This window comes from Acinetobacter sp. YH12100 (genome assembly GCF_013419135.1).
Lineage (GTDB): Bacteria > Pseudomonadota > Gammaproteobacteria > Pseudomonadales > Moraxellaceae > Acinetobacter > Acinetobacter pseudolwoffii.
In genome coordinates this window covers 130,802-156,561 of the sequence record NZ_VPAQ01000002.1, presented here as the reverse complement: position 1 = coordinate 156,561, position 25,760 = coordinate 130,802, and the positions used below count along the sequence as shown (strand labels likewise).

Annotated in this window: 20 protein-coding genes and 3 tRNA genes; 7 read left to right on the top strand and 16 right to left on the bottom strand. The window is 44.9% G+C overall.

The features are described from left to right. Positions 1–54: 54 nt before the first annotated feature. The 8 genes from FTU40_RS02595 to hcaE form a co-directional block, all read right to left on the bottom strand. Complete coding sequence (locus tag FTU40_RS02595; protein ID WP_074383975.1) at positions 55–1,110, bottom strand: MBL fold metallo-hydrolase; 1,056 nt, start codon at positions 1,108–1,110, stop codon at positions 55–57. A gap of 499 nt (positions 1,111–1,609) precedes the next feature. Beyond that, positions 1,610–2,518, bottom strand: a complete 909-nt coding sequence (locus FTU40_RS02590) for a DMT family transporter (RefSeq protein ID WP_180039670.1) — start codon at positions 2,516–2,518, stop codon at positions 1,610–1,612. Positions 2,519–2,815: 297 nt separating this feature from the next. Continuing rightward, positions 2,816–4,042, bottom strand: coding sequence for a 3-phenylpropionate/cinnamic acid dioxygenase ferredoxin--NAD(+) reductase subunit (hcaD, locus tag FTU40_RS02585; RefSeq protein ID WP_100329290.1), 1,227 nt, complete (start codon positions 4,040–4,042; stop codon positions 2,816–2,818). A 5-nt stretch (positions 4,043–4,047) separates the two neighbouring features. Further along, a complete protein-coding gene (locus FTU40_RS02580) occupies positions 4,048–5,013 on the bottom strand; it encodes a 3-carboxyethylcatechol 2,3-dioxygenase (protein ID WP_074383973.1) in 966 nt (321 codons plus the stop codon). Between the two features lie 113 nt (positions 5,014–5,126). After that, a complete protein-coding gene (gene hcaB / locus FTU40_RS02575; RefSeq protein WP_004278515.1) occupies positions 5,127–5,942 on the bottom strand; it encodes a 3-phenylpropionate-dihydrodiol/cinnamic acid-dihydrodiol dehydrogenase in 816 nt (271 codons plus the stop codon). Between the two features lie 2 nt (positions 5,943–5,944). Then, positions 5,945–6,271, bottom strand: coding sequence for a 3-phenylpropionate/cinnamic acid dioxygenase ferredoxin subunit (gene hcaC / locus FTU40_RS02570; RefSeq protein WP_074383972.1), 327 nt, complete (start codon positions 6,269–6,271; stop codon positions 5,945–5,947). Beyond that, on the bottom strand, positions 6,271–6,789 hold the full coding sequence (gene hcaF / locus FTU40_RS02565) for a 3-phenylpropionate/cinnamic acid dioxygenase subunit beta (protein ID WP_004647365.1): 519 nt from the start codon (positions 6,787–6,789) through the stop codon (positions 6,271–6,273). The genes hcaC and hcaF overlap by 1 nt, the downstream gene beginning before the upstream one ends. Next, on the bottom strand, positions 6,786–8,153 hold the full coding sequence (hcaE, locus tag FTU40_RS02560) for a 3-phenylpropionate/cinnamic acid dioxygenase subunit alpha (protein WP_180039668.1): 1,368 nt from the start codon (positions 8,151–8,153) through the stop codon (positions 6,786–6,788). The genes hcaF and hcaE overlap by 4 nt, the downstream gene beginning before the upstream one ends. A 280-nt stretch (positions 8,154–8,433) precedes the next feature. Between hcaE and hcaR the strand changes: the two genes are divergently transcribed. Beyond that, positions 8,434–9,342: a DNA-binding transcriptional regulator HcaR gene (hcaR, locus tag FTU40_RS02555; RefSeq protein WP_180039666.1), complete on the top strand. Its 909-nt coding sequence runs from the start codon at positions 8,434–8,436 to the stop codon at positions 9,340–9,342. A gap of 379 nt (positions 9,343–9,721) precedes the next feature. Here the strand turns inward: hcaR and FTU40_RS02550 are convergent, their stop codons facing one another. From FTU40_RS02550 to FTU40_RS02520, 7 genes are all read right to left on the bottom strand, one after another. After that, positions 9,722–10,582 (bottom strand): alpha/beta fold hydrolase, encoded by an 861-nt coding sequence (locus FTU40_RS02550; RefSeq protein WP_005095425.1) that lies wholly within the window; start codon positions 10,580–10,582, stop codon positions 9,722–9,724. 284 nt (positions 10,583–10,866) lie between these two features. Next, positions 10,867–12,162, bottom strand: coding sequence for an OprD family outer membrane porin (locus FTU40_RS02545; protein ID WP_180039664.1), 1,296 nt, complete (start codon positions 12,160–12,162; stop codon positions 10,867–10,869). A 429-nt stretch (positions 12,163–12,591) separates the two neighbouring features. Further along, complete coding sequence (gene dmpG / locus FTU40_RS02540; RefSeq protein WP_100534659.1) at positions 12,592–13,611, bottom strand: 4-hydroxy-2-oxovalerate aldolase; 1,020 nt, start codon at positions 13,609–13,611, stop codon at positions 12,592–12,594. A gap of 11 nt (positions 13,612–13,622) precedes the next feature. Then, a complete protein-coding gene (locus tag FTU40_RS02535) occupies positions 13,623–14,516 on the bottom strand; it encodes an acetaldehyde dehydrogenase (acetylating) (protein WP_004278526.1) in 894 nt (297 codons plus the stop codon). A gap of 24 nt (positions 14,517–14,540) precedes the next feature. Next, positions 14,541–15,338, bottom strand: coding sequence for a 2-keto-4-pentenoate hydratase (locus FTU40_RS02530; protein ID WP_005095421.1), 798 nt, complete (start codon positions 15,336–15,338; stop codon positions 14,541–14,543). Positions 15,339–15,744: 406 nt separating this feature from the next. After that, positions 15,745–16,413: an HAD-IA family hydrolase gene (locus tag FTU40_RS02525; protein WP_180039661.1), complete on the bottom strand. Its 669-nt coding sequence runs from the start codon at positions 16,411–16,413 to the stop codon at positions 15,745–15,747. Positions 16,414–16,580: 167 nt separating this feature from the next. Next, positions 16,581–17,537 carry an RluA family pseudouridine synthase gene (locus tag FTU40_RS02520; protein WP_180039659.1) on the bottom strand — a complete coding sequence of 319 codons (957 nt, stop codon included), beginning with the start codon at positions 17,535–17,537 and terminating at the stop codon, positions 16,581–16,583. Positions 17,538–18,303: 766 nt separating this feature from the next. Here FTU40_RS02520 and FTU40_RS02515 point away from each other — a divergent pair. From FTU40_RS02515 to FTU40_RS02495, 5 genes are all read left to right on the top strand, one after another. Continuing rightward, positions 18,304–21,765 (top strand): Rne/Rng family ribonuclease, encoded by a 3,462-nt coding sequence (locus tag FTU40_RS02515; protein ID WP_180039657.1) that lies wholly within the window; start codon positions 18,304–18,306, stop codon positions 21,763–21,765. Between the two features lie 173 nt (positions 21,766–21,938). After that, the gene (locus tag FTU40_RS02510; RefSeq protein ID WP_180039655.1) at positions 21,939–23,780 is read left to right on the top strand and encodes a long-chain-acyl-CoA synthetase; all 1,842 of its coding nucleotides are present in this window, start codon (positions 21,939–21,941) and stop codon (positions 23,778–23,780) included. Positions 23,781–23,975: 195 nt separating this feature from the next. Next, positions 23,976–24,051, top strand: a tRNA-Lys gene (locus FTU40_RS02505). Positions 24,052–24,071: 20 nt separating this feature from the next. Beyond that, positions 24,072–24,147 (top strand) — tRNA-Lys (locus FTU40_RS02500). Between the two features lie 58 nt (positions 24,148–24,205). Further along, positions 24,206–24,281 (top strand) — tRNA-Lys (locus FTU40_RS02495). A gap of 191 nt (positions 24,282–24,472) precedes the next feature. On the opposite strand, the gene FTU40_RS02490 is transcribed toward FTU40_RS02495, so the two are convergent. Beyond that, positions 24,473–25,165: a hypothetical protein gene (locus FTU40_RS02490; protein WP_180039653.1), complete on the bottom strand. Its 693-nt coding sequence runs from the start codon at positions 25,163–25,165 to the stop codon at positions 24,473–24,475. A 243-nt stretch (positions 25,166–25,408) separates the two neighbouring features. On the opposite strand from FTU40_RS02490, the gene FTU40_RS02485 reads away from it, so the two are divergent. Next, positions 25,409–25,684: a PspC domain-containing protein gene (locus FTU40_RS02485; protein ID WP_005172901.1), complete on the top strand. Its 276-nt coding sequence runs from the start codon at positions 25,409–25,411 to the stop codon at positions 25,682–25,684. The last annotated feature ends 76 nt before the right edge of the window (positions 25,685–25,760 follow it).

The window sequence follows — 25,760 nt, the reverse complement described above, 5'->3', positions numbered from 1 at the left end:
TGATGCTTTCTGTGCTTGCCATTCAACTCATCAAGCAAGAACAGCGTGAAGCCATTAGACAATAATCCGTTTGCCTTCATGTACGCAGTAAAACGGATTAATCAGCTTGGAAGAATGTTTGATAATTTCATGCAATTCATGCTCTGGTGCATCCCGATCTTCATCAGTGAGCTGGAAAGTACGGTAATGAATCGCCAGTGAGCATTTGGCCTGCAAGTCCTGATGTGCATGAAATGCATCTTCCGGATTCATATGAATCGCACGCATCAGTGCACGCGGCTCATAGGCACCGATGGGCAGCAAGGCAATTCGGGGCGCACCCAGACGCTTGCGAACCTCTTTAAAATGCGAGGCATAACCACTATCTCCGGCAAAGAAACAATGTTCCTGACCATGCAATAAGGAAAAGCCACCCCACAAAGCACAATTCTGATCACGCATACCGCGCCCCGAGGCATGCTGTGCCGGCGTATAGACAATGCGGATTTCTTCAAAAAATGCATTTTCCCACCAGTCCATCTCATGCACGGTATAGTGCTTTGGCAAATACCAGGCATTGCCCAGTCCGGTATAAATTGGCATTTCAAATGTGCTATGCAACCATTCCAGTGTGGCCAGATCCATATGATCATAGTGGTTATGGCTGAGCAACACAGCATCAATATGTGGCAGTTCATCTAGCGCAATACCGGCAGGAATGACCCGCTGCGGGCCAGTGGATGCAGAAGGACTGGCATATTCAGCCCAGACCGGATCGGTCAGGAAATTATAAGGCCCGATTTGAATGAGCACAGTGGCGTGACCAATAAACCAGATTTGCCAGTCATCTAAAGGCGCATCGGGACGCTGCTGTGGCAATGCACGCGGTCGCGCAAAAAACTCGGCACGTTCTGCATCGAGATTGATATTCCAGTTTTTGGATTTTCGGGTAATGAGCCATTTATATAAGTCAAAACGACTGTGCGCCCGAGCAGGATGCTCGAGATTACGAAACTGTTGTCCATTGAAATGATCTGAATGCAGATACTCAAATACCGGCTTAGACCAGAGATGTTTCCAGCTGGACTCCGTGGTTAACTGAAATTTTTTAGTTTTGAGAAGATCTTGCATAAACATCCACTATTTATTATTCGCTATATGCAAGACAGCAACCGCTTGAAATGGTCAGGCGACGCATCTTTTAATGAGCATACAAACTAAAAACAGGCGCACTTGAGTATAGTATGAAATCCATCACAGACAATCATGTATGTTTTTGTTATTTTAGCAAAAAAATAGCGCTCTGATAGCCTGCTGGCTGGCCGGACTAGGGGTACTATCGAGAAAGACATGATGCATGCAGTTTTTTAAAAAATACAAAATCATACCAAGCCCTACTCTGCTGATTTCAGCCAAAATTTTATCCTCATAATGTGCTGATTTGATCGTGCATGCCTGAGTTATGCAACGATTGAGAGTGCGGACGATGACATCTACTATTTTTAACATTTGGCCAATCTGCTAAATAAACTTGCTTAAACTCTTGTGAACGGATGTAGCCATAGACTTCTTTCATCTAAAAAATTTAAAGCATAAAAAAGGGCTTTCGCCCTTTTGATTTGCTACAGATTTAGCGCTTGGAAAAGTATTGCTCACGCCACTCTTTCCAAAAGTACATAATGATGCCGAACATCACCACGGCAATTCCTGCAAAGGCATGACTGCTGATGATTTCATGATTCAGAGTCGCACCAAGTACCAGTGCGATGACTGGCGTCATGACATTACTCAAAGATACTGTTGAAGCATTTAAACGCCGAATCAGCCAGAAATAACACAGCATCGCCACAATCGAGGACATGATCATGGTAAATACAAACCCGATCAGCGCCTGTGTGCCAGGCAACTGGGTCGGCATATGCTGCCAGATAAATGGAATCAAGAGCAGTGAACCGGCTGCTGATAGCAGCAATGAACCTGTCGCTTGTGACATTGGGCTTAAAGGTGCGTTGATCTGTTTGACCCAGAAGATTGAACTGATATAGGACACCATACTGATCAGCATCAGCACCACACCCCAAGGATTCACCTTGCTGTCTGCCGAATCTAAAAATACAAAACTCAGTCCGGCAATGGCAACAGCCATACCCGACCATTGCAGCCACACTAACTGATGAGTTTTTAAGATCACATGCCCGATCAGACCGGCAATCAGCGGCGAAAAACCAAAAATCAGGGCCATCAGACCTGAGGTCAGATAATTGGCTGCCAGATAAATAAACAGCTGTGCACCGATTAAATTCAGACTGCCGGCCAGATAGCTTTTCATTGAAGTGCCGTCAAAAGGCAAGGGATCACGCATGATTTTTAGCAGGAATAGCGCAATAATCGATGCGCCAAAATAGCGAATGATCAGTACCCACATCGGGTGAATCTCGGCCACACTCCAGACAATCGCCAAAGGCGTTGCGGCCCAAATCAGCACAAGTAAAACGTAAATACTTGCCGTCACCAGCATGGGAGATGAATTTGAATTCATAAAAGACTCAATTAAAGTTAATCAGAAAGAATTGAACTAACTTCTCGTTCAAATCCACAATCGACAATACTGATTGCGGCATGGATGCCGCCGCTAAACTGGGATATATGGACATATCCTCAGTTTAGAAAAAGATTTTTGTCACTTTTGACCTCTCAAAAGTGAGGCATTACCTACGCAAAGTAATACAAACCAAAACTGAAACTTGAGGTAGTGATCATATAGAGAGTATTCGATAAACATAAAAAAACAGACCTATGCAAAACATAGATCTGTTCCAAGATATCTCAATACAACTTAAGCAATTTTGCGTAAGTCTTGTGCCAGATCCAAATGTTTTTCAGCTTCAAAAGCCGTATTCTTGCTGATCATTTTTTTCAGATGACGCATTTCTTTGGCCGCATTGACGGTAATACCGGCAACGATTTGACCATCTGTCACACCATACATCACAAATGAATTGTCTGCGCCTTTGGCTGCATCCATGTCGCCACGAACCAGCCATTGGGTCGCTGCCATATCACCGACAAACTGGAAGTTGATATTGAGCTGATCGGTCCAGAACCAGGCCGGATTGGCTTTTGGATGTTCGACACCCATGACATGACGCGCAAAAATGCCTGCCTGAAGATTGGCATTTTCCCAAGTCTCGACACGGCGGAATTCGCCGTCTTCACGAAGTTGTGTCGCGACATCGCCTGCTGCATAAATATGGGCATTTGAAGTCTGGCAATTTTCATTGACCTTGATCGCAAGATCAGCATCTAAACCGGCTGCAATGGCAAGCTGTGCGTTTGGCACAATTCCGATTCCATAAACCACAGCATCAGCACGTAACTCTTCGCCATCAGCTAAAGTCACCACAATTTCTTCACCATCTAAACGGCAAGCTGCAACTTGAGTATTTAAGCGAACATCTACGCCTGCCAGACGGTGTTGTTCAAGCAGAAATTCACTTAAAATACGCGGTGAACAACGCCCCATTACCATTGGTCCCTGCTCAAGCACAGTCACCTGACAGTCTTTGTAACGCGCAGAGGATGCCAGTTCAAGACCGATCACACCGCCACCGATCAGCAGAATACGTTGACCTGCTTGCAATACAGGAACCAATGCCTGTGAGTCTTCAAGGTTACGCAAGGTATAAACATGTTTGCCTAACGCATCGAAGTTTGGCAGACGGCGCGCGGCACCGCCTGTTGCGAGAAGCAATTTGTCATAAGCAACAACATCACCATTTTGAAGTTCAACCGTTTTCGCGGTCGCGTTGATTTGAGTCACGCCATTGCCACGAATCGTGGTCACGCCAAGATCAGCCAGTTTTTCTGCTGACAGAATTTCAATCTTGGTGTCCTCAGGTTTTAGAATCACATCTTTCGACAGTGGCGGACGCTCATAAGGAAGATGCGTTTCATCACCAATCAGAATGATTTTACCTGCGTACTTGTTGCCACGAAGTTCTAAAATCGCGCTTGCACCTGCCTGGCCAGCCCCTACAATTACGATGGTTTCGATGTTGCTCATGTCAATTAACCTTTTAACTCTGCAGATACGATGCCGAAGCCCGCAATCCATTCACTGATATCTTCATAGCAGTGTGTTGTCATGTCGTATTCGCCCATTTCGCTTAAGGCTGCAAATGCGGCCATCCAGGAACGGACTTCCTGACCACCACGACCGCCGTCACGACGAATTTCATCTTCTGTCATGGCTTCTAAGGTCGCAAAATCAGCGTTCTTGAAGGTTTCAAGCAGTGCACGATCCCATTCAGCATTTAAAGGAACTGCAACCGAAGTATCGCCTGCTGCCAGTTTCTGACCGACTGCAATGACTTTGCCCTGACGTGCTTCACGTGCTTCAGGCGTTGGATTACGACCTGCAATCAGGAATTCTTCTACTTGTGGTGGAACCGAACCCATTTGCGGTGTGGGTGGATCATGCGACAGACCACCTGTACCTAAAACAAGGACACGCTCATTTTCAAGGTTTAAAGATTTAATAAACTGACCTACAGCACGGCCCAAAGCAATGGTACGCTTGGGGGTTGGCATCGGTGCTGCAGCGCCATTAATAAAAATTGGAATCGTTGGATAACGATCGAGTTTGCCGTCACACAGGAAGTGCAATGGCTGAGTCACCCCATGATCCGCCTGCATACGGTAAGAATATGCAACGTCGACACCTTCATCGAGTACACGTCGAACCAAACCTAATGCTTTGTCTTCAGGTACATCAATGTGATCATTGTCTTTACCATAATCCCAGTCACCCGCAGCTTTGGCACGAATACCGACACAGAAACTTGGCATCAGGTCATAGAAGAAACCATTAAAATGGTCAGGACCAAAGGTGATGATCAGGGTTGGGTCGTAAGCTTTTACTTCAGCAGAGAGTTTTTCAAAAGCATCACGAACGGCTTGTTCTTTACGCTTTTCCTGTGGTGAAGCAAATTCCATTAACGGACTGTGCGATGCACAAATAAGTTTAACGGCCATGAGAGACTCCAAAAAGGAAGACTTAAATCCTCCCCATCCTTCCTTTAAAAAGGAGGGAGATTTTCTCCCTCTTTTATAAAGAGGGGGAAGGGGAGATTTTTAAAAGCAGATTTTTATTCGTCAAAGAAACCGGCACGGGGCTGACGTAAGCCACGAATCCCCAGACCGCATTCTGCATTGATCAGAACGCCAGTCAAAGGACGGTTATTTTGACGAGATGCCAAGAGTACGTATGAACCTGTCATATCTTCCGGTTCAGGCAAGAAATTCAGTGGCATACCACGTGCAATTTTCTCAGGATCACGTGCATCGAGCAGGCCAACATTTTCCTGACCGAGCGACGCTGCGCCTTTGATATTCACATTCATACCTGACGGTGCAACCGCATTCACTCGTACTTTAGGCGCAAGCTCATAGGCCAATTCTTTCATAATACCCACCCCTGCATGCTTAGATGCAGTATATACAGGGCCTCCGCCAGCGGAGTACAGTGCCGAATTAGACAAAGTAAATATGATAGAACCTTCAGAAGCGATCAATGCATCCAGTGCAGCCTTCGCGCCGAGAATGAGCGACTTGGTATTAATCCCCATAATCTCGTCAAAGGCTTTTTCCAGCTGCTCACCAGAGGTATTGACGATATCGGCATAGTGATCCCAGATACCGGCATTACCAACGAAACAATCGAGTTTACCGAAACGTTCCACAGTTGCTTGAACTGCACGAACGTTATCTGCATAGCTGGCTACATCACCTTCGATCGCAAGAACTTTTCCACCGAAGTGTTCATTTAATGCATCTACTTTAGCTTTTGAACGCTGAAGAACAGCGACTTGCGCACCTTCCTCAATAAAACGCTCTACCAAAGCCCAGCCTAAGCCTGAACCACCACCAGTAATAAGTGCAACTTCGCCCTGTAGCCAACCCATGATTACTCTCCTACCATCTCTACAAACAATTGACCATCTTCAACAATCACTGGGAATGTTTTGATTGGATCAGTTGCAGGTAGACATAATGCTTCACCTGTTTTTAAACAGAAACGTGCTGAATGCAATGGACATTCCACAGTACCGTCATCTTCCAGATAGCCTTCAGACATAGAAGCATTACCATGACTGCATTTATCGTTCATAGCGAAGAATTCACCGCCATTGTTAAATACAGCCAGCGCTTCGATACCGTTTACGCCACAATCTACTTTTAACGCTTCGCCTTCGTCTAATTCGTCAACTTGGCAAACAAAAATCTTATTCATTAGAAGAACACACTCAGGTTATGTGAGCTATATGTCGCTTGATCAAGCGTGATCTTACGGTTGAAGATCTGGAAGCCGAGGCCGCCTTCAACTTTACGGATCTTGTCATGACGTTTACCGCAGTAAATGACAATGTCTTTCTCTTTTTGCGTACGATATAGCAAATAGGTTACGTACACGTCGTATTCGCCTTCAACTTCAGTTGGCTCTACGATCACGTTGCTCACCATGTGGGTGGTACGTGATGGAGGCTCTTCAGCCCAAGCCATACCGGTTTCCAGACGCGCTACACGACGCTCTAAAAGGTCTTTCGAATCGTTAAACACCCAAGTTGTAGGTGGTTCAACTGAACGACGACGGTCACGGGTTTGTGCGTTTGGTGTGGTACGTAGCGTGTAAGAAATATCTTCAGCTAAGGTATCTAACCATTCGCGGAATTTCCAATCGTCTAGCAATTTTGCTTCGCGATACAGGAACTGACTAATTTGGTGATGAAGTTCTAAGCTGATTTGACTCATTTCATAAGCTCCTTCTCATATTCGTCAGCTGCTGCTTCAACGTCTTCCCATTTTTCATGGATCAATAAATCTGCCCAGCGGCGGTACATGCCACGTGCTGCAGTTTCAGAGAAAATATAGTTGGTGATCCCCGGAATACCATCTTCACGGATTTTCTCGTTACCTTTACCCATTTCCATAATGAGTTTGTTTTGACGGGCTTTATAACCACGTAAAACTTTCTGGATTTCGATCCAGTTTTCAGAGTCATCTTGCTCTAGGAAACCAGCAGGACCGAAAGCACGCGTTGCAGAACGTTCAAATGCTTCTTTCACTTCTTGTGATGCTTCAGCATCCGCAATACAGAATGCCCATACTTCAGTTTTGTTTGGACCACGTGGGTGCCATACACGAAGCGTTGCCGTACCGTTCAACCAAGACAAGGTCGGGAACATGGTGTTATGACCTGCAAGACGCAGGGCACGGACTTCACCTAAACGCTCTTTCACTTCTTCATAAGTTTCGCGGAAGTAGTTGGCTACTTCACCGTCGACCCATACGTTTGCATCTGGTTTCTCTGTAAAGAAGAAACCTGAACCGTGACCACGTGAACCGTACTGAAGTGCATCTTTAGCCGTTTCCCAAACTGGACGAGCCGTTTGTGCAGCACCAAGTTTTTTCGATGCTTCATCATCTGGTTTTGCGCCAAGGACTTGGATCGCAGATGCATGAGAGAACAAGGCATGATATTGGTCAGATGCAAACTGTTCCGCTGCAAATTTCCAGTTACACTCGATTTCCCATTTGTGTACACCACCGATAATTTCTGTACCACCTGGACGACGGTCAAGTACACCATCTAGATACCAGGCGATATCGCCCATGTATTCTTCAAGATCAGGTGTGGTTTCATCCCAACAAGCGAATACCAGACCTTTGTAAGACTTGACACGATTCACTTCGACCAAGCCCCATTGCTCTTTACATGCACCTTGTGGGTAAGCACGTTCTTCAAGCGGAATGTCTTTTAAAGAACCGTCAATGCCATAAGACCAGCCGTGGTATGGGCAAGTGAATGCACGGGTATTACCACAGTCTGCGAAACTCACACGCATAGAGCGGTGACGGCACTGGTTTAAGAATGCTTTGATTGAGCCATCTTTTTGACGTGCCACGATGATCGGATCTTCACCCATATAGGTATTGAAGAAGTCACCCGCCTTTGGAATCTGGCTTTCATGACAAAGGAACAACCAAGTACGGCCAAAAACGCGTTCAAGTTCTAATTCGTAAATATCTGGATCTGTATAGATAGATGGAGTGATACGCCCATTTTGTGCATCGACTAAAGCGTCGATTTCACGCACATCAATTTTTCCACTCATGAAAAGCTCTCCTGTGACCCATCAAGGCACAAAGTAAATAGACTCAATTCGAATGGATAATGGATTTTGGATTGATTTTGGGGAAATATTTTTTTTGTTTCAATTAATAGCTTTAAGCAATTATTCCACGTGCTTGTTCTGATATTAAAACATTAATAAATATCTCAAGAGTATTTACTTTCTAAATATCAAAATAACCTTCACGACATAGTTGTTTATAGATTATACTTCTATGAAATTATAGTAAGACATTTTTTGGATTACTCTTCGGGCTGATGACATGGAATTACGACACCTTCGCTACTTTATCACCGTTGCTGAAGAACTGAACTTTAGTAAGGCAGCACTTAAACTTTATACGGCTCAACCCTCACTTAGCCAGCAAATCAAAGACCTGGAAGAAGATGTCGGCGTCAAGCTACTCAACCGGACCAAACGTAAAGTGGAGCTGACCGAAGAAGGTGCCGTATTTCTGGAACAGGCGCGTCTGACCCTGGCACAAGCAGACAAGGCCGTTGCCATGGCACGTCAGGTGTCACAAGCCAAGCAGCAAATGCTACGGATTGGTTTTGTTCCGGTGGCCGAGATGAAAATCTTCCCGTATATCTTGCCAAATCTGCGTGTGCAAAATCCGGATTTAAAAATTGAATTGCTCAGCCTGAACAATAATGAACAAATGCGTCTGTTGAAAAAAGGCGATCTGGATCTGACTTTTACCCGTCATAACTTCAATAGTGATGAAATTGAAAGCCAGTTTGTGATTCGTGAGCCTTTGATTTTTATATTACCTAAAGATCACCCATTGGCAAAATACGAGAGAATTCCAGTTAAAGCATTGAATGGTATTGATTTTATTATTCCATCAGCAGAGCAGTCATTGACCCTGAACCAGGCGATTCTGGACTTTGCCAAAGCCAACGGCATTGAATTCAATATCGTGCAAAAGGCCGATAATATTTTATTTAATATCAACTCGATCGGAATGGGCCTAGGCTGTACCATTTTGCCTGGCTATATTGCACCACTAACCATGGATAATACCGTGATTCGTCCGCTGGACGTGGAACTGCCATATCTGGATCTGTATGTCAGTTACCACAAAAACAACAAATCCTATGCGGTAACCAAATTCCTTGAGCTATTAACCCGGGTGTTTTATCTGGACATTAACCGCGACGAACAGGACTAATGCCGCTCCATCCCCGATCAAGCATATGCCATTCAACTTTTGAGTGGCATGTGCTTTTTTGTTTTATCATTTTTTGCTAAAAAATTTATTTTAAATTCTATTTTTTGATAAAGGATCAATCTGTAGCTCCTTAATTGGTCGCCTGATCTAGGCTAATACTGCCTGTTTTTCACCCTAAACTCCCTTCATTTACAACTTAAGTCTAATAAAAGTTAAGTCAGTTTTTTCTCGGCTTAAATTTAATAACTTGCTAAAAATAATTAGATTTTTACATCAACCTATACAAATGAGAATCATATGCACTTAAATACATTCTGTTCAATATTTTGCCCACAAAAAAAGGATGACCGAAGCCATCCCTTTTTAAAACACGGTAAAATTATTTTACGCCGTGAACAGCAAGATAGTTTTTGATCACAGTATTGAATTCGTCTGCTTTCTCAACTTGAGACCAGTGACCACATTGGCTGAAGATGTGCGCATCAGCATTTGGAACCACATTCAGGATGTCCCAAGTACGTGATACTGGAATGACCACGTCTTGCGTACCATGAATCAATAACACTGGCACAGTAATATCTTTCATTTTTTCGAAATCAAGCGGGAATTCGAAACGGTCACGGTCACGTGCGCCAACTACATCCATCAAACGATTTGATGCATAGTCATTTGCAGCAGAAGCAAAGCGAACTTTAACCAGTTCATCCGTGATCAAGTCTTTATTTACCACAAACATTGACAAGGTTTTCTTGATGCCTTCTTCAGTCAACACCGGGTTTGCATGCGCTTTGAGTGCAGCAGTTTGTTTCGCACCGCCTGTCCCCATAGACACGATACCCAAAACACGCTCTGGATAATCCAGTGCCAACTGGAATGCCAACCAGCCACCTAAAGAGTTACCCACTAACCAGGTTTTTTCGATACCCAAAGCATCTAGCGTACGGATCGCATGGTCCACCCAGGCACGAATACCATATTCAGTGTTTGGCGCAACCACAGTTTGGCCATAACCAATGGTATCAATCGCGATGCAACGTGCTTGCTCACCAATTTGTGGCAGGTTTAACCACCAGTTTGCCGCAGCAGATACACCTGTGCCTGAACCGTGTAAAAATAGAATAGGCGTACCTTCACCAATTTCGTGGTAATGGGTCAACTCACCTTCAGCAGTTTCAATCCATTTGTCTTCCAAGCCAAAGAACGGATCTGTTTGATAGTCAGGGATTTGAACAGTGCTCATATTACTTCCTCTTACAGTCTTTCGCTTGCGTGTCCCTCTCTTTTCAAGAATTCGACGTCAAGTTGACTCATTAAAATGACTTTTTTACATCCTTATCTTAACCGCTCAAGACGGGTCAACTGATACAAAATTACGATTGCACACTACAAAATAAATATAATTTAAGTTTATGTTTTATATGGTTATTTTAATATGAAAATCCTTATTTATTTTCAGGATTTAGTTTATGTGCAGATAGAAAAACAGCGCTACACCGGATAGCGCTCTTGATCAAGGCAGCAGAATTAGAACTTATAGGTATAAGTAGTTGCTACACGGTATTCCTGAAGGTCTGGTTTTGCTGGATTTGCAAAATTCACATCAATATACATGCCCTGTACGCCTAAACCTTTTAATTTACCTTCTGGCACAGTGTAATTGACGATTGCATTCACTTCATCCGTATTGAAGTTTTGACTTTGATATACTCCGGTACCTTGCTGATCATAGCCTTTGAAATAAATCGCTGTTGCATTTAGTCCCTTCAAGCCGACTTCAGAAAAGTCATAACCATAAGACACATGCCATGACTTTTCTTCCGGCGCTGTGAAAGTTGAGACTCCCCAGTTCGCCAAATAAGGCTGTGGCACCCAGCCTCCCAATGTCGGGAATGCGCTATCACCAAACATTTGCTGGTAACCCACACCTACGGTATGTGCACCATGATTCACTTTTGCAGCGACAGACACAGCCTGGTTATCAATCTCACCATACAGCTTGTCACCTGACTCCGAGTTATCGAAGTAACGGATGTGGCTATCTAATTTGGTTTTTTCACCGAGCGCAGTTTTGTAATTGACACCTAGATAATGCTGTTGGTAAATGTCTTGAACATCGGCATACCAGTAGCTCGCACCTACTTCTTTAGTAAGCTGGTGGTCTACACCTGCAATCCACATGCCATCCGATTCAGGACCTAAATCATAATGTCCTTTTGAAACACCGTCGGGCAATGTTTTACCTGGAGCAAATAAAGTTAAATCACGGAACTGGTTGTCATAACGGTTATTAATGCCATCAATATAAGCCAGAGTTAACTTGGTATCCTTAAGGTCTTTAGACTCTAACCAGGCACCACTATAAGTCGTCAATAACTGACGCGATGGATCAAATACCAAGACTGGAGATACAGGCAATAACTCGCCGACTTTCAGTTCAGTTTGTGACACTTTGGCTTTTAAGGTCGCACCAACTTTACCAAAATTATCTTTTTGCCCTTTGCCTGGTCCTTCATGCGGTAAAACCCAGTCAGGATTATTATCACGACCATTCAAACGGAACGCATGCTGAATAAGAAGATCTGCACCGACCTGCACACCACCACCGATATCGTGATAACCCGACTTGGCATCCAGAGTCACCCCTTGTGACCAAGAACCCCAGTTACGTGATGAAGCATCATCTTGATACTGGCGATCTAAATAGAAATTTTTAAATTTTAATTGCACATTACTGTCGTCAATAAAATCTGCATTCGCTGCAGTTGTTCCTAAAGTTGCTATCGCAGCAAACATTGCTATCCATAAGTTTTGACGACGCATCATGAGTTCCCCATTTAACAGATAAAATCTATGTCGCCATCATGCGCAAGTCGATTTAAATAAAAAATCCGACCACAGTATTAAGATTTTCTGCTTTCATCGGCCGATATTTCAGACCTCTCCTCAAGCAACCAATCGCTTAGATTTTAAAACGATTAATTAAAATAAAAAATTGACCAGATATTTAATTCAAACTTTTGTTTCTTCTATTAATAAGAGTAAATTTTTTAAAATCTTTCAGCAGCCATTTTTTATTTATCGTTTTTATGTTTAAGGAAAATATAAAGCCAAAATAATCGCCCTACAATATTATAACTAAAACATCTCACCCCAGAGTTTTAATATATTAATCAGTCTCATTTAAAATAAAAAAGCACCCAATTTGGATGCTTTTTTATCAAACTTATTTTAATACTGAGCGATTAAAAGTTAAGCTTGTAACTCACGCGCTTTAGACATGGTTAATGCTAAATCTTCAATCATATCTTCCTGACCACCGACCGTACCACGACGACCAAGCTCCATCAGGATTTCACGTGCAGAAACGCCATATTTTGCTTCAGCGCGTTTAGCAAACAGCAGGAATGAAGAATACACACCCGCATAACCCAAAGTTGCTGCATCACGATCGGCACGGATCGGGTTGTGCATCATTGGAATGACCAGATCTTCAGCAACGTCTTGTACTTTGAACAAGTCAACGCCAGTGTCCATGCCCATACGGTTTGCAACCGCAATGAACAACTCAAGTGGTGTATTACCCGCACCCGCACCCAAACCTGCAGATGCCAAGTCAACACGTACTGCACCGGCTTGTACCGCAGCAACCGTATTCGATACACCCATACCCAAGTTATGGTGACCGTGGAAACCGAGCTCAATGCTTGGGTCCAAGTGTTGACGTAAATGACCAACACGATCGATGACATCTTGAGGAAGCATATAACCTGCTGAGTCAGTGACATAGATACAGTTTGCACCGTAAGACACCATCTTATTCGCTTCTTCAAGCAGTTTTTCAGGAGATGCCATGTGCGCCAACATCAAGAAACCGACCGTGTCCATTTCTAGTTTGCGTGCAGCCGTGATGTGCTGTTCAGAACAGTCTGCTTCTGTACAGTGTGTTGCCACACGAATAGTAGATACACCAATTTCATGCGCCATTTTCAAATGGTCAACCGTACCGATCCCAGGCAGAAGAAGTGCAGAAATTTTGGCATTCTTCATACGTGGTACAACAGCTGTTAAATATTCTTCGTCAGTCGCAGCAGCAAAACCGTAGTTGACGGATGAACCGCCAAGGCCGTCACCATGCGTGACTTCAATTAAAGGTACGCCTGCATCATCAAGTGCTGTTGAAATCGCAATCATTTGCTCAACAGTGGTTTGATGGCGCTGTGGATGCATACCATCACGTAACGTCATATCATGAACAATAATCTTAGACATGTGGTTGCTCCTTAAGCGTCTTTATTGAATACGTGTTCTGCAAACATCTCTGCAGTACGTGCAGCAGCAGCAGTCATGATGTCAAGATTACCGGCATATTTCGGCAGGAAATCACCAAGACCTTCAACTTCTAAGTAAATTGACACGCGGTTGCCATCAAAAACTGGACCATTGACAAGCTTGTAACCCGGTACATATTTTTGAACTTCTTTAATCATTGCGTGTACAGATTCAGTGATCGCAGCTTGATCTGGCTCACCTTCTACCAGACAGTGAACTGTGTCACGCATCATCAGTGGTGGCTCAGCCGGGTTGATGATGATAATCGCTTTACCCTGTTTCGCGCCGCCCACTTTCTCAATGGCACCGGCAGTGGTACGGGTAAATTCATCAATGTTTTTACGTGTACCTGGACCTACTGATTTAGTCGATACCGTTGCAATGATCTCACCATATTCAACCGGTTGAACGCGAGAAACTGCAGCAACCATCGGAATCGTTGCCTGACCGCCACAGGTGACCATGTTTACGTTTGGCACTTCGCCACCCGCAAGCAATGCTTCAAGGTTGACCGGTGGTACACAGAAAGGACCGATCGCAGCAGGCGTTAAGTCAATCATCAGTACGCCAAGTTCATTGAGCTTGCGGCTGTTTTCAGCATGTACATAAGCAGACGTTGCATCGAATGCAATTTTAATATCATCTGCAATCACGTGAGGAAGAAGACCATCCACACCTTCAGCGGTGGTTTTTAAACCCATTTTTGCAGCACGTGCCAGACCTTCAGAGGTCGGGTCAATCCCCACCATCCACACTGGCTCTAACCATTCGCTGCGTTGTAATTTATAAAGCAAATCCGTACCAATATTACCTGGACCGATCATTGCACATTTAATCTTTTTCATGAATGTACTCTCTTGGAATCTCGATTATTCAGCAGCAAATGCAGCTGTAACAGAACCGAAGCCTTCAATTTCAACTTTGAATTCATCGCCTGGTTGAGCCACAACCATAGGCCCTAAGGCACCTGTTAAGATAATGTCGCCTGCAAGTAATGGACGACCACGGCGTACCATTTCATCTGCCAGCCAAACTGCAGCATTGAGTGGATTGGCCAGACATGCTTTACCCACACCTTGAGACACAACTTCGTCACCACGCGTCATGACCATTTTGCAGTTCACCAGATCAAGGTTTTCAAGTTTTACAGGTTGAGAACCTAAAACGAATGCTGCGGAAGATGCGTTATCTGCAACTGTATCAATTAAACTGATTTTCCAGTTTTCGATCCGGCTATCGACCACCTCAACTGCAGGCAGGGCATACTCAGTCGCGCTGATAATGTCTGCATAGGTATGTTTTTCTTTGGTCAAATCCTGGTTAATTACCAATGCGATTTCCGCTTCAACCTTAGGTTGAATCAGCAGACCTGCAGGAATTACTTCACCATCGCCATAGGCCATATCAGCAAACAACATGCCGAAGTCAGGCTGATCTACGCCGAGTTGCGCTTGAACCACTTTAGAGGTTAAACCAATTTTACGGCCGACCAGACGGCGACCTTCAGACAAAGCGCGCTCGGTATTCACTTCTTGAACGGCATAGGCAATATCTACGTCAGCACTTTCACCACCCAGTTCTGGGCGAATCGGCGCGATCGCAGTTTGTGATAATTCAGCGCTACGAAGGGCTTGTGCAACTGATTCAACAACAGCAGAATTCGACATCAATGTTTCCTTAAACTGCAAAAATTAGGCTTATGCTGAGATCTAAGATGGACAGAAAATATGGACATGATCAGGCCGATAATCCGTCAGGATTACCTTTCTCAGAGCGAGCATAGGAATAAACAGTTTTAGGATGGGAAAAATACGGCTTTTATGCCAATAGTTATTTTATTTTTTGCTATAGCTATTATCTATAAAGAAAATCCATAAAAACCAAGACAAAACAAAATCTTAGTATTTAAAATGCATCATCATTTAGCAGAAAAACTCCGCTAATCTGACCGAATAAAATCAACATAATTGCGACTTTAGACTAAAAGATAAGAGCAAACGCTTAAATCTGTGGCGCTCCCCGGCAATTTTAAACCGGGGAAATACCATTTTTTACTGTAACCAAGATAATAGATTAAATCACTTGTTTCCATTGGACTTTAGCCAACAATGCCGCATGTAAAGCGGTCACATCATCTACGATACAGATCGGATTAAATTGCGCCAAAAGCTCAGGTTCATGCACGCCATAGCTGACACCGATACTTGGCATGGCCATATTTTGTGCCATTTCCAGATCATAAGAAGTGTCACCGACCATAAGCGCATGTTCGGCCTGTACACCCGTTTCTGCCAGTATTTCTTCTAACATGAGTGGATCTGGTTTGGAACGGGTTTCACTGGCAGCACGCGTGGTCACAAACAGCTGCTCACTGTTGGTCTGCTTCAAGACACGATCCAGACCTTTACGGCTTTTACCCGTCGCCACTGCCAGCTTCACACCGTGTTGCTGCAAATCCGCAAGCATATGTGCCACCCCTTCAAACCAGGAATCTCCGGAAGAGTTTGCCACATAGTGTTCTGAATAGCTTTGTAAAATATTGGCATGCAATTCAGGCACATTCGGAAATAAACGCTGTGCCACTTCAGGCAAACCTAAGCCAATAATGCTTTTCGCGTCTTCATCGCTTAAAGGCTGCTGAAACTGTTGTGCTGCAAACTGCAAACTCGCCACGATTTGACTGACCGAATCAAATAACGTGCCATCCCAATCAAAAATGACCAGTTTTACAGGTGTGTTCATAAGGTTTCCTAAATTTGATTCAAGGTTAGGTAGCTTTACCACCTCTCTCTAGCCCTCTCCTTGTAGAAGAGGGTAGAGAGAGGTTTAATGCCTAAAATCTCCCCTAGCCCCTCTTTAAGAAAGAGGGTTAGGGTGGATTGAATTTATTAAAAGAAAAAAATAAGTCTTTACTGAGCCGTCGGCTTATCCGCTTTCTGTGCTCTTAACTGTGCCACCAGACTCTGCATATCTTCCGGCAAAGGTGCTTCAATCATGGCATAACCCGGAATTTCCAGACGCATGGCATGCAGGCAAAGACGGCGTGGTTTCGGCCCGTTATAGCCAGTTTCATGACCATACTTTTCATCACCAACCAGCGGATGACCAATACTGAGACCATGTACACGAATCTGATGGGTACGACCCGAAAGTGGAGAGGCATAGACCAGTGTGGCATGCATAAAGCGTTCCTGCACATTCCACTGCGTCTTCGACTCTTTACCTTCTTTCGTCGATACACAGACACGACGCTCGCCATTGGCCAGCTCATACCGATGTAAAGGCGCATCAATCAACTGACGGTCAAGTGCTACGTTACCTTTGACCACAGCAGCATAGGTTTTTTTAATTTTATGTTCACGTAGCATGTCCTGTAAGCTTTTCAGTACGCTACGTTTTTTCGAGATCATCACCAGACCAGACGTGTCACGGTCAATACGGTGAATCAGTTCCAGGTATTTTTTACCGGTGGCGGCACGTAAACCTTCAATCAGGCCATAGGCCACACCACTACCGCCATGCACCGCAATGCCTGAAGGCTTGTTGACCACCATCAGACCTTCATCTTCATAAATTACCCGGGCCAACAAACCATTGGCAACCTTGTCAGAGATTGGCGCAGCAGATTCATCTTTTTGCTCATAACGGATCGGCGCAACGCGAATCTGATCACCAATTGCCAGTTTGGTTTCCGCCTTGACGCGTTTTTTATTGACCCGTACCTGGCCTTCACGAATCAGACGATAGATACGGCTTTTTGGCACACCTTTCAGACGACTAAACAGGAAATTATCGATGCGTTGTCCATCTTGATGTTCATCCACTTCAAACCAAGTGACGTCTTGCCATTGTTGCGTAGAATTCATACAGTTACTATGACCCAAAAAATACTAAAATTGATTAAAAACTGATCACTTAGGTTATGCTTTACACAAGAAACATAAGCTTAGCCCATAGGCAGATGATGCAAGGTTTGATATAGTCAGCGCACGGAAACCATCGTTTGTGGGTAAAAGTTGAATCATTTCAGATTTTTCTGAACTTGATTGTTCAATTAAAGACTCACATGATACGGGAAGGTCCCCAAAGAATTATGCCGACGCCGAAGGCTTATTATATCGGCAAACAAAGCAAACTGTTGCGTTTAATTGTACCTCAGGTACATAAATCAGTTTGTCTTAAAAAATATGTCGCCAACTTTCGTTGGTTTTTAAACGTAAACTGATACACATCAGATTAGTCGCACCCTGAAGACGACTTCAGGCTACAGCGTCGATGCATTGGATCTGCACAGTTTGTAAAGATACGACGACAATTCCGTATCAAGACACTTTCTATAAAGAAGGGATGATCTTCGAGCAATGTGACAGTGAAAGTTACATACATCCAATGCACCGCTCGTCCGCCAGTGAAGCGTTCAGGTGACTTTAATCCGTTTAAAGATTGAAGCCGTATTGCCATCATCAATACGTGAATCAAAACCGAAGCCTATCTATACAAGTAGAAGCCGGTAAGAAAAGACTCAGACCACAATGAAATTCATTGCAGATTTGAGCCATTGATCCGTGATGTGTGATGTTCGCTACGTGTATAGCGATTTTTTGCTGTGTATCACTATAAGGTGTTACACCCATGAAACGTATGTTGATTAATGCAACACATGCCGAAGAAATTCGCGTTGCACTTGTCACTGGTCAGCGTCTTTACGATTTTGATTTAGAGAATCGTACCCGTGAACAAAAAAAATCCAATATCTATAAAGGTCACGTGACTCGCGTTGAGCCTTCTTTAGAAGCTGTATTCGTCGAATATGGTGCAGGTCGTCAAGGCTTCCTGTCGATGCGTGAAATCGCAAACTCATATTACAAAGCCGATCCACGCCAGACCTCAAATATCCGTGAACTGATCACGGAAGGCACCGAGCTTTTGGTTCAGGTGGAAAAAGAAGAGCGTGGCAATAAAGGTGCTGCCCTGTCTACGTTTATTTCACTTGCTGGCCGTTACCTGGTTTTAATGCCAAACAACCCGAAAGGTGGTGGTATCAGCCGTCAAATTTCTGGTGCTGTGCGTGAAGAACTGAAAGAAATGCTGGCGACGCTTAACGTACCACGTGGCATGAGCGTGATTGTGCGTACTGCCGGCATCGGCCGTTCACAAGAAGAGCTGCAACTTGATCTGCAACATCTGCTTGACCTTTGGGCACAAATCCAGAAAACAGCAAGTTCTGGCCCATCTCCAATGTTGGTGCATCAGGAAGCGGGTGTGGTGACACGTGCCATTCGTGACTACCTGCGTGATGATGTTGCGGAAATTCTGATTGACTCTGAGCAAGCCTATAACGAAGCTTATAACTTCGTAAAAGCAGTGATGCCACGTCAACTCGACAAACTAAAAACCTATACCTTAAATGAGCCTTTATTTGCTCATTTCGCGATTGAAAGCCAGATTCAGACTGCCTATGAACGTGAAGTAAAACTGCCTTCTGGCGGTTCGATCGTCATCGATCAAACTGAAGCTTTGGTGTCGATTGACATCAACTCAGCAAAATCGACCCGCGGTAGCGATGTTGAAGATACTGCGCTGAACACCAATATTGAAGCTGCAGAAGAAATTGCGCGTCAACTCCGTTTACGCGATATCGGCGGCCTGGTGGTGATCGACTTTATCGACATGACCAAAGATCGCAACCAGCGTATGGTGGAAGCGAAACTTCGTGAAGCGACCCAGAGTGACCGTGCCCGTATTCAATTCGGTCAATTGTCACGTTTTGGCCTGATGGAAATGAGCCGTCAGCGTCTACGTCCTTCTCTTGAAGAAGCGACTGGCTATGTCTGCCCACGCTGTCATGGTACCGGCATGGTACGTGACTTGCGTTCACTTTCACTTTCAATCATGCGTAAAGTGGAAGAGATTGCACTGCGTGAGCGTCAAGGTGAAGTTCAGGTCGAAGTTCCGGTCGAAATTGCTGCATTCATGTTGAATGAAAAGCGTCATACCCTGGTATATCTGGAACAAACCTCGAATGTACGTGTGACAGTATTGCCGCATCCGCATCTAGAAACACCGCATTATGAAATTACCTATAATGCCGAAGGCTTTGCCCCAACCAGCTATGAACGTACCGAAGCGACCCGTTCAAGTGAAAAAGAATTGGGCTATGAGTCTTCTGAATGGCATCTAGAAGAAGAGCAGCATGCGCAACACGCAGCACCAGCGCCTTCACAGCCGCAACAAAACAACGGCCGTAATAACAATAAACGCCGCAATCCACAAAACCAGCCGGCTCAACCGCAAGTGGCACAGCAAACACCTGTACAGGCAGTAGCTTCAAGCAGCCCATGTGCATGGTTAGAAAACCTGTTTGTACAAAAACAGGCAGCGACTGTTGATCCATCACGTACTGCCAATAATGCTGCAGCAGCGATTGAACAAATGATCAATGGCGGTGCGGTAAGTCGTGGCCAGTTCGGTCAGGTGGCTGCACCGGTTGCACAGCCAGCACCACAGCACGTAGCACAACCTGCTGCTGTATCAAGCAACAATAATGCTTACCTGGCACCATCGACTGTTGCACAAAAACAGGAACGTGATGCGGCAGAAAAACCGGCAGAGCGTGAAGAAAGGGCACCACGTCACAACAAGAAACCGCGTAACCCGAACCCGAAGCACAAAGAACCGCGCGAGCAGGTTCAGTCTGAAGCTCCTGCACCTCAGCAACATCAAGTGCATGAAGAAGTGGTTCAGGTGTCTCGTCAAGAACAACGCCATGAAGCACGTGAAAACAAGCGTCATTCTCGCCGTCAGCATCACAACGAGCCAGCGCAGCAAAATGATGTTCAGAACAATGAACAACAGCCACAACAGGCAATGCCGCGCCGTGACCGCCGCAACCAGCAACGTCCGGAACGCCCAAATCGCCACCGCGATCCAAGTGTTCTGAACGAACAAGCGCCTCAGGCAGCTCCTGCAGTTGTTGAAGCGCCGGCCGTCAATGACAAGCAGCTTCGTGTTGAATTGGTCGATGCACCCCGTACGGATGTGATGCCAACAGCAATGGTCGTAAATATTGACCAGGCAAAAAGCGAAATCGTGGCATTGAATGACAATGCTACAGTTGCAACGCCAGCAGTTGAAGTCACTGCACCGGTAGATGCGCCAGTTGAAGCGGCTGCAGCTGAAAATGTGGTTGAAGCCACCTTGACAGCTCCTGTGGAAGAAATTGTAGCGACTGAAGCAACGTCTGAAAAAACACGGGCCAGCAACGATCCGCGTCAGCGTCGTCGCCAGCAGCGTGCAGCACAGTCGCAACAACCTGCAGCTCAGCAGTTAACACCGTCACAAGTGCCAACTTTGGGCCAGTTCACCATTGGTAGCCTGATTCGTCATGTCTATGGTGAAGACTGCTCAGTGCTGATTGAACAGTTTGGTTTATTACCAACCTTCAACCGTGCTTTAGAAAAGTTCACGAAAGAGTACAACGCGAGTCTGGTGGCTGCCGCAGCACCTGCTGCTGCAGAGAAAAAACCGGTCACCCGTGATGTTGAAGTAACGGTAGCCAAGGTTGAAGCAGAGCCTGCTCCAGTCCTGGACCTGAACCCACCAAAACCGGTCTCAGACAAGCGTGTTGCCAACGATCCACGTGAGCGTCGCCGTTTGGCCAAACAGGCTGCGGAACAGGCTTTGCAACAAGCCAAACAGCAGGCAAAAGTAGAAGCCGCGCCGGCGGTTGAAACTGTGCCAGAACCTGTAGCAGTAGAAGCACCAGCTGAACCTGTTGAAGCAGCTGTAACTGAAGCACCTGTAGCATCGGAAGCAGTGGTTGAAACGACGGAAAATACTCAGCCGACGGAACCAGCAACTGAAACCGCAGCACCAGTAGAAGTGACCACTGAAGTTGCACCAGCTGAAGTTCAGGTCGAAGAAGCGGCTCCAGCTGAAACAGAAGCGCCTGTGGCAAAAAGCAAAGATGTGGCAGAAGCGACCGTAGAGGAAGCTGAAGCCAGCGAAGCGGAAAAAGCCGAGAAGCAAGCTGCTCGCCCGCGTCGTCCACGTGGCCGTCCACCGAAAAAAGCCAATACTGCAACTGAGTCATAATTTGCCCAATTGCAGTCACATAAAAAAACCTAGTCATTTCGATGACTAGGTTTTTTTTGCTAGATTTGGTCAAAATAGGTAGATTGCACTAGCTTTTTAACGTTAAAAGATGGATAGCTTGTCTACTGTATATAAATTAAACCTATCGGATACGAAAAACAAATAGGATTCTCATGACCCAAATGAAACCGCACGATCTTATTGGTATTGCAGATGTCGCTGCCAAAATCCCGGCCTTCTTAATCAAAGTGCCTAATTTGCTGACTGGGCTAAGACAGGCTTATTTACGTACTCCGAATACACCGGCCGGTCTGGGTCTGGCTTTTGAAAAAGCTTCACAGCGTAATCCGGAAGGTATCGCTTTGCGTTTTGAAGATCAAAGCTATAGTTATACCGCTCTTAATGCCTGGGCCAACCAGATTGCACATTTCTATCTTTCCTTGGGTGCCAAAAAAGGTGATGTCGTGGCGCTGATGGTCGAGAACCGCCCTGAACTCATTGCCAGCGTGCTCGGTCTGGCCAAACTCGGTGTCACCACGGCACTGGTCAATACCTCACAAGTGGGTAAGGTGCTGACCCACAGTATCAACCTGGTCAAACCAATTGCGGTGATTGTCGGTGAAGAGTGCCGGAACGCGGTCAACGAGATTCGTGATGACCTCAATATTAGCAGTGATCGCCTGCATTGGTTTGCCGATCAAAATACTCAAGCCGATCCGGGTCAGGCGCCTGCGGGCTTTATCAATCTGGCTGAAAAAATCGATCTCTCCCCGAAATTCAATCCACCGACCACCCATTCGGTGCAAGGCAAAGATGGGCTGTTCTACATTTATACGTCGGGCACCACCGGCCTGCCTAAGGCAGTCATCTTTACCAACGGGCGCTGGACGCTGGCTTATGGCACCTATGGCCATGTGCTAAACCTGAAGAAAGATGATGTGATGTACTGCACCCTGCCGCTTTATCATGCCACAGGCATGGTGGTGTGCTGGTGTGGCGTGATTGCAGGTGCAGGAACGCTTGCGATTCGACGTAAATTCTCGACCTCCTCCTTCTGGAAAGATGTAAAGAAATTTGATGCCTCTGCGATTGGCTATGTCGGTGAGTTGTGCCGCTATCTGATGGATGCCCCTCCCTCTGAACTGGAAAAAGACCATCGGGTCACCCGAATGATTGGAAATGGCATGCGCCCGAATATCTGGGACAAGTTCAAATCCCGTTTTGGGATTCAGGAAGTGCTGGAATTGTATGCGTCCAGTGAAGGCAATGTCGGTTTTAGCAATATTTTCAATTTTGATAATACCGTCGGTTTCTCCCCGACACCCTATGCCATTATTGCCTTTGATAAAGATAAAAATGAACCGGTTCGGGATAACAAGGGTCACTGCAAACGGGTGAAAAAAGGTGAAACAGGTTTACTGATTGGTAAAATTACCCGTCGCTCACCCTTTGATGGTTATACCGACCCGGAAAAAAACAAGTCCGTGATCATGCAGGATGTATTTGGCAAAGGTGATGCTTATTTCAATACGGGTGATCTGGTACGTAATATCGGCTTTCGTCATGCCCAGTTTGTCGACCGCTTAGGTGATACTTTCCGCTGGAAAGGTGAAAATGTCTCGACCACCGAAGTCGAAAATATGCTCACCGAGTATGACAAAATTGTTGAAGCCGTGGTCTATGGCGTTGAAATTCCAAATACCAATGGTCGTGCCGGGATGGCAGCGCTGACCTTAAAACCAGATATGCAACTGGATCAAGAAGACCTGCAACAGATGGTCAGCGCCTTTAAACAGTGCTTACCGGCTTATGCAGTACCGGTATTTTTACGTATACAACAGCAGGTTGAAACCACAGGCACCTTTAAATACCAGAAAAACAGGTTGAAAGAGCAAGCATTCGATCCGAATAAAACCGATGAACGCCTGTTGGTTCTCTTACCAGGTGCAACGGCCTATTCTGAGCTCACAGCAGAGATTTTTGCCAACATTCAGGCCTACCAATATCGCTTCTAAGTACTGAAGTTGCCTATTTTTTGTTTAGATAAAGCACAATTGTTCTATTTATAATCAAACATGGGCAACTTTGTTATTTTTTGCTTGCGCTGAAATGAGATCTTGCTACAATACGCTCCATCAAACAAAGTGGTGCTTTAAGCTATTTAGCTTGACTTGCACTATACATTCAAACCTAGTTTGAATGCCGGTTCAGGGCCGTTAGCTCAGTTGGTAGAGCAGTGGACTTTTAATCCATTGGTCCCGCGTTCGAGTCGCGGACGGCCCACCATTTCTTTGATATCCCTTGATGGGCCGTTAGCTCAGTTGGTAGAGCAGTGGACTTTTAATCCATTGGTCCCGCGTTCGAGTCGCGGACGGCCCACCATCATTCTAAAACATCAGTTTTAGAAATCTCAATCAAATTCATTTTGATTACCCAGAATGGGCCGTTAGCTCAGTTGGTAGAGCAGTGGACTTTTAATCCATTGGTCCCGCGTTCGAGTCGCGGACGGCCCACCATTCTTTGCTTAGAATTTTTTCTGAAACATCCCTTACACTATTTTGATTTGCTTTCTATCAGCTGCTATTATATTTTCACGCTTGGATTTTAGGCTGATTTGTCTTCAAAACTTGTTTTGATTTTTAAACAGTTATAAATAGTTTTCTTTAATCCAATTCTAAAAAAAAGAGCAGCGCCGTTTCTTATCGCATTATTTTCTAATATCAAATGTGGTGTCTTTTACCAGTTCATAAGCTTTAGAGGGTGCAGGATAGCCGCGATCAAATAATTCACGATTGATTCTTTCCTTTTCACTATAGATTTTGTCCAGATTCATCACCAGATGGTTCGAATCCTTAATCGTATAATAAAAGCTCGCCCCTTCTTTGCGACTCACCACCACCTCGGTACGCTCCGGATTGATAAACCAACGGTCTTTGCGATAGGTGATATTGCTGGCAGTGCTACTTTTGGCATTATCAATAAACACTTTGCCATACTGCAAAATGCTGCGATGCACCGTACCATCCGGCATTAAGGTCAAAATAAATTCTGCCTTACCCTCATTGCAGGGCGCAAAGTTACCATCACAGTCGATCTCGGTATAATAGCGACCGATAAAATCTTTGGCATAATCTGGTACGACGGCCAGATTTGACTCGGTTTCTGCCCGAAGGGTAGCTTGCCCTGCTACCTGAGTTAAAGATTTTGCACTCACCGGCACAACATCAGGCTGTGCATTCGCAGCGGAAATTTTCACCCCCTCCTGTCCTGATTCTGCCCGAAGCTCCTGCTCAGGCTTGACTTGATGGCGATCACAAGCCTGTAGTATGCCCATCCCCCCCAACATTAGGCCGAATTTAAAAAAACTGCTTAATGTACAACTTGATACATCCAATTTCATTTTAAAGCATACCTAAATTAGGAAACACAGCACGTACAGAGCACATTGCAAGCCAATGAACTTTACACAAGAGTTCAATAGAATTTTCACTATGTTAGTGGCTCTTAGAGCTGGATTTAATCTTTATTAACATTACTTAACGAATTTATTTGCAATCAGCACTTTAAAAATTTTGATCCAACTCCATTTTTGAAGTATGGATCTGTTTTAGGATTCAACCCTATTTTTAATCAGGAGATTTTAATGGCCAATGTTGGTTTATATCGCTCTAACCGCTCAAACATGATTGCAGGTGTGATGGGTGGTATTGCTGAACGTTTTGGTTGGAACGCAAATTTATTACGCCTTATCTTTGTGGTGATTTCGGTCATGAGTGCTGCATTTCCGGGTATTCTGGTCTATCTGGTTCTGTGGTTAATCATGCCAAAAAAGCAGTACAGCATTGAACAGGACAAGGTTCAGCAAGTTCAGGACTATCAAAATCCTGTGCGCACCGTCAATCAGGATAAACGCTATTAATCTGCATCCTAATTTATAGCAAGATGTATTGAAGTGCTTCCTCCTTCACCCAGTCTAATGGGGTGAGATTTTGATG

Coding starts and splice junctions, on each gene's coding strand:
- FTU40_RS02595 (WP_074383975.1), bottom strand. CDS start 1,110: ATGCAAGATCTTCTCAAAACTAAAAAATTTCAGTTAACCACGGAGTCC.
- FTU40_RS02590 (WP_180039670.1), bottom strand. CDS start 2,518: ATGAATTCAAATTCATCTCCCATGCTGGTGACGGCAAGTATTTACGTT.
- hcaD (WP_100329290.1), bottom strand. CDS start 4,042: ATGAGCAACATCGAAACCATCGTAATTGTAGGGGCTGGCCAGGCAGGT.
- FTU40_RS02580 (WP_074383973.1), bottom strand. CDS start 5,013: ATGGCCGTTAAACTTATTTGTGCATCGCACAGTCCGTTAATGGAATTT.
- hcaB (WP_004278515.1), bottom strand. CDS start 5,942: ATGGGTTGGCTACAGGGCGAAGTTGCACTTATTACTGGTGGTGGTTCA.
- hcaC (WP_074383972.1), bottom strand. CDS start 6,271: ATGAATAAGATTTTTGTTTGCCAAGTTGACGAATTAGACGAAGGCGAA.
- hcaF (WP_004647365.1), bottom strand. CDS start 6,789: ATGAGTCAAATCAGCTTAGAACTTCATCACCAAATTAGTCAGTTCCTG.
- hcaE (WP_180039668.1), bottom strand. CDS start 8,153: ATGAGTGGAAAAATTGATGTGCGTGAAATCGACGCTTTAGTCGATGCA.
- hcaR (WP_180039666.1), top strand. CDS start 8,434: ATGGAATTACGACACCTTCGCTACTTTATCACCGTTGCTGAAGAACTG.
- FTU40_RS02550 (WP_005095425.1), bottom strand. CDS start 10,582: ATGAGCACTGTTCAAATCCCTGACTATCAAACAGATCCGTTCTTTGGC.
- FTU40_RS02545 (WP_180039664.1), bottom strand. CDS start 12,162: ATGCGTCGTCAAAACTTATGGATAGCAATGTTTGCTGCGATAGCAACT.
- dmpG (WP_100534659.1), bottom strand. CDS start 13,611: ATGTCTAAGATTATTGTTCATGATATGACGTTACGTGATGGTATGCAT.
- FTU40_RS02535 (WP_004278526.1), bottom strand. CDS start 14,516: ATGAAAAAGATTAAATGTGCAATGATCGGTCCAGGTAATATTGGTACG.
- FTU40_RS02530 (WP_005095421.1), bottom strand. CDS start 15,338: ATGTCGAATTCTGCTGTTGTTGAATCAGTTGCACAAGCCCTTCGTAGC.
- FTU40_RS02525 (WP_180039661.1), bottom strand. CDS start 16,413: ATGAACACACCTGTAAAACTGGTCATTTTTGATTGGGATGGCACGTTA.
- FTU40_RS02520 (WP_180039659.1), bottom strand. CDS start 17,537: ATGAATTCTACGCAACAATGGCAAGACGTCACTTGGTTTGAAGTGGAT.
- FTU40_RS02515 (WP_180039657.1), top strand. CDS start 18,304: ATGAAACGTATGTTGATTAATGCAACACATGCCGAAGAAATTCGCGTT.
- FTU40_RS02510 (WP_180039655.1), top strand. CDS start 21,939: ATGACCCAAATGAAACCGCACGATCTTATTGGTATTGCAGATGTCGCT.
- FTU40_RS02490 (WP_180039653.1), bottom strand. CDS start 25,165: ATGAAATTGGATGTATCAAGTTGTACATTAAGCAGTTTTTTTAAATTC.
- FTU40_RS02485 (WP_005172901.1), top strand. CDS start 25,409: ATGGCCAATGTTGGTTTATATCGCTCTAACCGCTCAAACATGATTGCA.